Source organism: Arthrobacter sp. GCM10027362, from assembly GCF_042679445.1.
In the GTDB taxonomy this organism is placed as follows: domain Bacteria; phylum Actinomycetota; class Actinomycetes; order Actinomycetales; family Micrococcaceae; genus Crystallibacter.
In genome coordinates, this window is record NZ_JBHTML010000194.1 from 1 (window position 1) to 7,023 (window position 7,023).

Below are 7,023 nucleotides of genomic sequence, written 5' to 3' on the forward strand. Positions count from 1 at the left end.
CGGCAAGCGGCGCCACGGTGGCCACCAGCCCGCCGGCGGCGAGTTCCCAGATCCGGGCCGGGGTGATGAAGTAGGCGCTGCCGGGCTCGGCGGCGGTGGCCAGCACCGAGACGGCCAGCGAGGCGGCGATAGCGGCCAGGACCACCCAGCGCAGCGCCGCCGCCGGTTCGGCGCGCAGTTTCCGGGCAGCCCAGAACACCGCCAGCAGGAGCACCGGCCAGCCCAGGTAGAACTGCTCCTCCAGGGACAGGGACCAAAAGTGCTGGACGGGCGTGGGCGCGTCGTCGGCGGCCAGGTAGTCCACGGAGCTGCCGGCCAGCAGCCAGTTCTGCACATACAGCGCGGAGCCAATGACCTGGCGTGCGATGTCCTCCCATTGGGTGGGCGGGGCCAGGAGCCTGGCCGCCACCGCCGTGGCGGCCAGGACCAGGAAGGAGGCCGGCAGCAGCCGCCGGATGCGCCGTCCCCAGAAGTGCAGCAGGTCCGGCAGCGTCCGCGGCTGCTTGCCCAGCAGGTGCATGGTCATCAGGTAGCCGGAGATGACGAAGAAGACGTCCACGCCCACGTACCCGCCGGTCAGCACGCCGGGCCAGAGATGGTAGGCAAAGACCAGGGACACGGCCAGCGCCCGCAGGCCCTGGATGTCCTGGCGGAAACCGGCCGTGCCGGAGGCGGCGCCGGAATCCTGGACGGACCCGGCCCGGTGTACTGGCTGAGCTTTCGTAGCGGCTCCTGCGGAAGGTCGTCGCTGCCAAAGGGGCGATGTGTCGGCCAGTCTACCCGGCAGCCCGGTCCGGATACAGGCCCGCCGGGTTTTCAGCCGGCCTTCAGGATCTGCTCCACCGTCTCCACGAAGCGGCGGGTGGCGGCCCCGGGAGTGGTGTCGCCGAAATGGTGTTCCACCAGGGCCCGCTGCTCGGGCGGGATGGGCCTGGCCAGCAGGGCGGCCAGGAGCCCGGGGGCCCGGCCGGCGTCCGCAGCGTCGAGCAGGGGCACGGCGGTGGTGATGCCGCCGGCCTGGATTTCGGCTTCCGGATCCACCGGCCGGGTGATCAGCAGCGGCTTGGCCTGCGGCAGCCAGTCCATGGCCACGGCGGAGATATCGCAGATGCACGCATCCGCCTCGGCCATGGCGGCGGCCATGACCGGGCGCCGGTCCACATAGTGCCCGGCCTCCGGGTCCTGCTTCTGCGCCTGCTCGATCAAAGCCGTGATTTCCCGCACCGCCCCGGCGTGGGCCGCCACCCGCGCCCCCGTGCGCGGATGGGGCCGGAAGATCAGCCGGTAGCGCCGGTCCGCCAGCAGCGCCCGGACCAACGCCCTGCCATGGCTGGCGGCCGAGCCGTAGGCCATCGCCGGCCGGTCCCCCTCCCAGGTGGGCGCGTACAGCACGGTGCTGCGGTCGCCGTGGTACGGCCGCACATCCCGCACCGGGCTGTCCAGCTGGGGCCGGCCGATCTCCAGCAGCTTGGCCGGATCCATCCGGCGCAGGTGGCCCAGGATGCGTTCCCGGGAGGCCGCCCCGGCAATGAAGGCGTAGTCGTAGGCCTTGAGCTGGTTGGAGGCCATGGAGATCTTGTCGCTCTCGCCGTGGCTCAGGTGCACGTGGAGTTGGCCGGCCAGGCGCAGGACCGTGAAGTTGTCCCGGTTGTTGTTCACATAGAACACGATCCTGACGCCGCGGGCATTGATGAAGTCCTCCACCTGCCCGATGCCGTTGGCCAGATAGACCGGAAGCGGGGAATCCGGCAGCAGCGCTGCCGCCGTCGTCGGCCGGTGCACCAGCACGGCCACCGGATGCGTCCTGGCCAGCTCCGCCATTGGCTCCAGCCACTGCCGCACCTGGTAGGAACTGCCGGGATCGTCGGCAAAATAGACCACGCAGTCGAAGCGTTCCGGAGCCCCGGCGTTGGCAGCGGCGAGCCGGGCGCGGACCCGGGGTTCCAGCAGCACTTCGACGGCACGGTCGCGGCCCAGCACGAGGGCGCGGCGGGCGGCGGCAACAATAGGCAATGGCACTCCTGCCTTCCGTAGGATTGGTTACCAACCTAGTATTCCTGCTGATGGGGCCGGTATCCGCCGGGGAGGAGAGCGCATGATCGCTGAACTGCGGGGATGGTTCGCGCGCACCCTGCCCAGGCCCATGGTGCGGACGCTGTTCAACCTTGCCTACGGGCGGACCGGTGTCCAGCGGGGCCTGAAGAAGGCCGTGGATCACACGCGGCTGCGGGCCCAGCGCACCGGGCTGACAGCCGGGGAGGCCGCCGTCTCGGTGGCCGGCGGGCTGCTGCCGGCCCGCACCGTATCCCGGTTCTCCGCGGTGGAGGCCATTGCCGGCAACCGGGCACTGGTCGCCGGGGCGCTGGACGCTGCCGGGATTACCTACCGGGACGAGACCCTGCCCGGCGAACCGCCAACCCTGGGCATCACGCCGGAGCAGCTGCAGCCGGCGCTGGCGGCGGTGGCCCGGGCGGCCGCGGACAGGCCCGTCTACGTGCTTCCGGCAACCGGGGACGGTCCGCAGGCGGTGGCGGACGCGGACCCGTTCCCGGCCGGGCCGGTGACCGTGTTCGAGGCGCTGGAAGCCGGCGGGGTGGTGCTGGGGAACCAGCGCCACGGCTGCGTCCTGTCCGCGGCGGCCGGCCAGCGCCGGAAGCTGCCGTGGTATTCGTCGGTGACTTTTCCCATCGACGTGGTCTACACCTGGGTGGACGGCGCGGATCCGTCCTGGGCCGCGCAGAAGGCCGAAGCGTGGCGGCAGGCCCTGCTGGAGGGCGGCGGCGAGACCAGCCGCTACAGCGAATACGCCGTCAACGATGCCCGCTTCCGTTCCCACGACGAACTGCGCTATTCGCTGCGCTCGCTGGACTATTTCGCCCCCTGGATCAACCACATCTACCTGGTCACCGCCGGGCAGGTGCCGCACTGGCTGGACCGCTCCAATCCGCGGATCACGCTGGTGCACCACCGGGAGATCTTTGCCGACCCCGGGGTGCTGCCCACCTTCAATTCGCACGCCATCGAGGCCCAGCTGCACCGGATCCCGGGCCTGAGCGAGCATTTCCTCTACTTCAACGACGACGTCTTCTTCGGCCGGCAGGTGGAACCGGAGCTGTTCTTCCACGGCAACGGCCTGGCCAAGATGTTCCTCTCCAGCAGATCGGTGGACTTCGGCCCCGGCAGTCCCGGCGACCTGCCGGTGGACAGCGCGGCCCGGCGGAACCGTGCGCTGCTGGAGGCAGCCTTCGGCCGGACCGTCACGCACAAGTTCCAGCATGTGGCGCACCCGGAGCGGGTGAGCACGCTGGCGAGGATCGAACGGGAGTTCGCCGAGCAGGTTCAGGCGACCACGGCCGCGAAGTTCCGCACCCCGCAGGACATCTCCGTGCCCTCTGCGCTGGCGCACTACTACGGCTACGCCATCGGCGCCGCGGTGCCGGGCCGGCTCAGCTACCGCTACTGCGACATCTCCCAGCCCTCCGCCCAAGGCAAGCTGCTGCGGCTGCTGCGGGACCGGAACGCGGACGTTTTCTGCCTCAACGAAGTGGACAGCACGGGCCTGGATCCGGCGGACCTGGACCGGATGGTGCAGGAATTCCTGGGCGAGTACTTCCCGGTGCCCAGCTCCTTCGAGGTGCAGCCGTGACCGGCGGCCCGCTGGCCCTGCTGCGGGCGGCCCGTCACCGTGCCGAGCGGATCCTGGATCCGGCCGCGAACGGCGCCCGGCTGGAGCTGCACCGGCTTGCCGTCAGCCAGCAGGGCGTGCTGGTGACGGTGCGCCTGCGGCTGTCTGCGGAACTGACCCCGCTCGCGCTCTGGGCCAGGTCCGGCGAGGAGCTGATCCGGCTTGCCGAGGTGCACCCTGCCGCATCCGCCCCACCTCCGGCCGGTGCCCTGCCCGCGGAGGGCGTCCGGGACCCGGGTGCCGGACACGCCGGCCCGGAGTATTCGGCACTGATCCGGCTCGAGGATTTTCCGGGCCTGCCCGTGCCGCCGGCCGACGACGGCGAGGGTGCCGTCCTGCAGCTGGTGCTGGAACTCGAAGCCCCGGCGGCGGAGCGGCTGCCCCGCTACGCATCGGCCGTCGCGGCGGAGGACGGGCAGTCCCGGGGGTTCGTTTCCCTCGGCAGGTTCCGCCGCACCACGGTCGGACCGCTGCATCCGGTGAGGGCGCGTACCGGCGCCGTCCTGGCACCGTATGTGAACCGGCGGGGTTTCCTCAGCCTCGCGGTGGACCGCGCACTCAAGCCCTACAACGCCGTGTACGTGAAACGGCTCTCCGTGTCCGGCGGCGTCGTGCGGCTCTCCGGGCGGCTGCATACCCGGCACGGCGAGGCGGTCCGGGCCGAACTGGTCCTGACCGGCCGGCAAAGCGGCAGCCGGTACACGGCATCGGCCGCCGTGGTCCTGGACGAGGCCGCGACCGAGCGCCACTTCGGCCTGCGCGAGTACCGGCTCAACACCCGGCTGGACCTGGGCTCGCTCTCGGACGGGCAGCTGTCCCGGGACGACATCCTGGATGCCTGGCTGGAGGTCCAGGACAGCGGACCGGGCCAGCCGCAACGGGTCCGCATCGGCCGCACCCGCTACCTGGCACGGAAGCTGACCAGGGCAGGCTGGCAGCGCCGCGGGGACCGGACGCTGTGCGTCAGCCCGTACTACACCTTCAAGGCGAAGAAGACTTCCTTCCACATCGAGCTGCTGGACACGGATGCGTTCGACTACCTGCAGGAGCACACCCGCAATCCGCTGCACCGGCGCGCCGCCGCGGGCAAACCCGTCTGGCTGGTGGGGGAGCAGCCCTACAAGGCGCAGGACACCGGGCTGGCCTTCTTCCGCTACCTGCGCACCCGGCATCCGGAGATCGAGGCGTACTACGTCATCGACCCGCACTCGCCGGAGGCCCGGAACCTGGACGGGCTGGGCAATGTGCTCGCCTACCGGTCCCGCGAGCACGTCGAGGCCGCCCTGAAGGCCGAGCGCTTCATCGGTTCGCACCACCCGGACTTCCTGTACCCGACGCGGCTGCCGCAGTTCCGCCGGGCGGCCCGCGGCGTGAAGGTCTTCCTGCAGCACGGGGTGATGGGGACCAAATGGATGGTGCCCAACTATGGCCGGAACGCCCCGGACTTCGAGACGGACCTGTTCCTGGTCAGCTCCGACCGTGAGAAGGAGTACATCGTCAGCGACTTCGGCTACGCGCCGGAAGACGTGATGGTCACCGGGCTGTCCCGCTTCGACACCCTCTTTGCCGGGGACGTGCCGGTCAATCCCCGCCAGGTCCTGGTGATCCCCACTTGGCGGGACTGGCTGCAGGATGCGGACCGGTTCGCCGAATCCGAGTACCTGCGGGCCTGGGCCGGCTTCCTGCACGATCCCCGGCTGCGCGGCCTCGCCGCACAGTACGGGATCGAGCTGGTCTTCTGCCTGCACCCGAACATGCAGCAGTTCCGCCGCCACTTCGAGGGCGTTCCCGCCCGCATCATCTCCCAGGGGGAGGTGGACGTGCAGCACCTGCTCAAGGAAAGCGCGCTGCTGGTCACGGACTACTCCAGTGTGGGCTTCGATTTCAGTTTCCTGGACAAGCCGGTGCTGTACTACCAGTTCGACCGCGAACGCTTCCTGGGCCCGCAGGGGTCGCATCTGGACCTGGACGCGGAGCTGCCCGGACGGATCGCCTTCGACCGCGGCAGGCTGCTGGACCTGCTGGAGGAAGCGCTCGCCGGCGGCTGCGCCATGCCGGCCGAGTACCAGCGGCGCGCCCGCCGTTTCCTCAAGTACAAGGACCGGGACAACTGCCGCCGCATTTTTGACGCCGTGCTGCGTGCCCGGCCGGCCCCGTCGGGCCTGCGCACCGGTACCATGCCGGAAATCGTCGTTACGGCGGGACAGCGCGTACGCCGCAGCCGCTTCTACTTCCCGGCGATGCGGCGGCTGTTCTCCCTGGTGGCCAGGACCCCGATGGCCGCGGACCTGATCGTGTTCGAAAGCGGCCTCGGCACCCAGTACGCGGACAGCCCCCGCTACATCTATGAGGAGCTGGTCCGGCGCGGAGACCAGCGCCGCAAGGTCTGGGTCTATGACCGGAAGCTGCCCGGCACGGATCCGCGCACCAAGGTGGTCCGGCGGCTCTCGCCGGGCTACTTCTGGTACCTGGCCCGGGCCCGGTACTGGGTCAACAACCAGAACTTCCCGCACTACCTGCGGCGCCGTCCGCACGGGACCTTCATCCAGACCTGGCACGGCACACCGCTCAAGCGCATGCTCCACGACCTGGACCAGATCCACGGCCGGGACGAGGACTACCTGCAGCGGGTGGACCAGGCGGTGCGTCAGTGGAGCACCCTGCTCTCGCCCAGCCCCTATGCCACCCGGGCCTTCCGCAGCGCCTTCAACTACCGCGGACCGGTACTGGAGGAAGGCTATCCGCGCAACGACGTGCTGGCCCAGGGCCGGAACACCCGGGCCGGATCCGTTATCCGCGAGCGGCTGGGCATTCCGCCGGATAAGCGGGTGGTGCTCTATGCACCGACCTTCCGCGACGACCAGCCCGCCGGGATCGGGCGCTTCGGCTTCAAGCTGCCGCTGGACCTGGAGGCCTTCGGGCGGCGCTTCGGTGCGGACACGGTGCTGCTGTTGCGGATGCATGTGCTGGTTGCCGGCCAGCTGGAGATTCCCGAAAGCGCCGGCGGGTGCGTCCGCGACGTTTCCGGCTATCCGGAAATCCAGGAACTGCTGCTGGCCAGCGACGTGCTGGTCACCGACTATTCCTCGGTGCTCTTCGACTTTGCCATCCTGCGCCGGCCGATCATTTTCTACGCCTACGACCTGGCGCATTACCGGGACACGCTGCGCGGCTTCTACCTAGACTACGGGCCGGAACTGCCCGGACCGGTGGTGGAAACCCAGGACGAACTGTTCGGCGCCGTGGCGGCCGCTGCCGTCCCGGACGCCGCCCTCGCCGCCCGGCTGGAGGCGTTCGCGGCGAAGTTCGCCCCGAAGGACGACGGCGGCGCCGCCGGC

General features: G+C 70.4%; 4 protein-coding genes. 2 read left to right on the top strand and 2 right to left on the bottom strand.

Translation table 11 applies throughout. The annotated features are described in order from the left end of the window. The coding region (locus tag ACFQ36_RS19145) for an acyltransferase family protein (protein WP_377016521.1) at positions 1–619 on the bottom strand (619 nt) is incomplete at its 3' end. A 197-nt stretch (positions 620–816) separates the two neighbouring features. Then, complete coding sequence (locus ACFQ36_RS19150; RefSeq protein ID WP_377016523.1) at positions 817–2,013, bottom strand: CDP-glycerol glycerophosphotransferase family protein; 1,197 nt, start codon at positions 2,011–2,013, stop codon at positions 817–819. Between the two features lie 82 nt (positions 2,014–2,095). Here ACFQ36_RS19150 and ACFQ36_RS19155 point away from each other — a divergent pair, with 82 nt between their 5' ends. Both ACFQ36_RS19155 and ACFQ36_RS19160 read left to right on the top strand, forming a co-directional pair. Next, positions 2,096–3,646 (top strand): stealth family protein, encoded by a 1,551-nt coding sequence (locus ACFQ36_RS19155; RefSeq protein ID WP_377016525.1) that lies wholly within the window; start codon positions 2,096–2,098, stop codon positions 3,644–3,646. Beyond that, a partial coding sequence (locus ACFQ36_RS19160; RefSeq protein WP_377016527.1) for a CDP-glycerol glycerophosphotransferase family protein occupies positions 3,643–7,023 on the top strand: 3,381 nt, incomplete at its 3' end. The genes ACFQ36_RS19155 and ACFQ36_RS19160, both read left to right, overlap by 4 nt.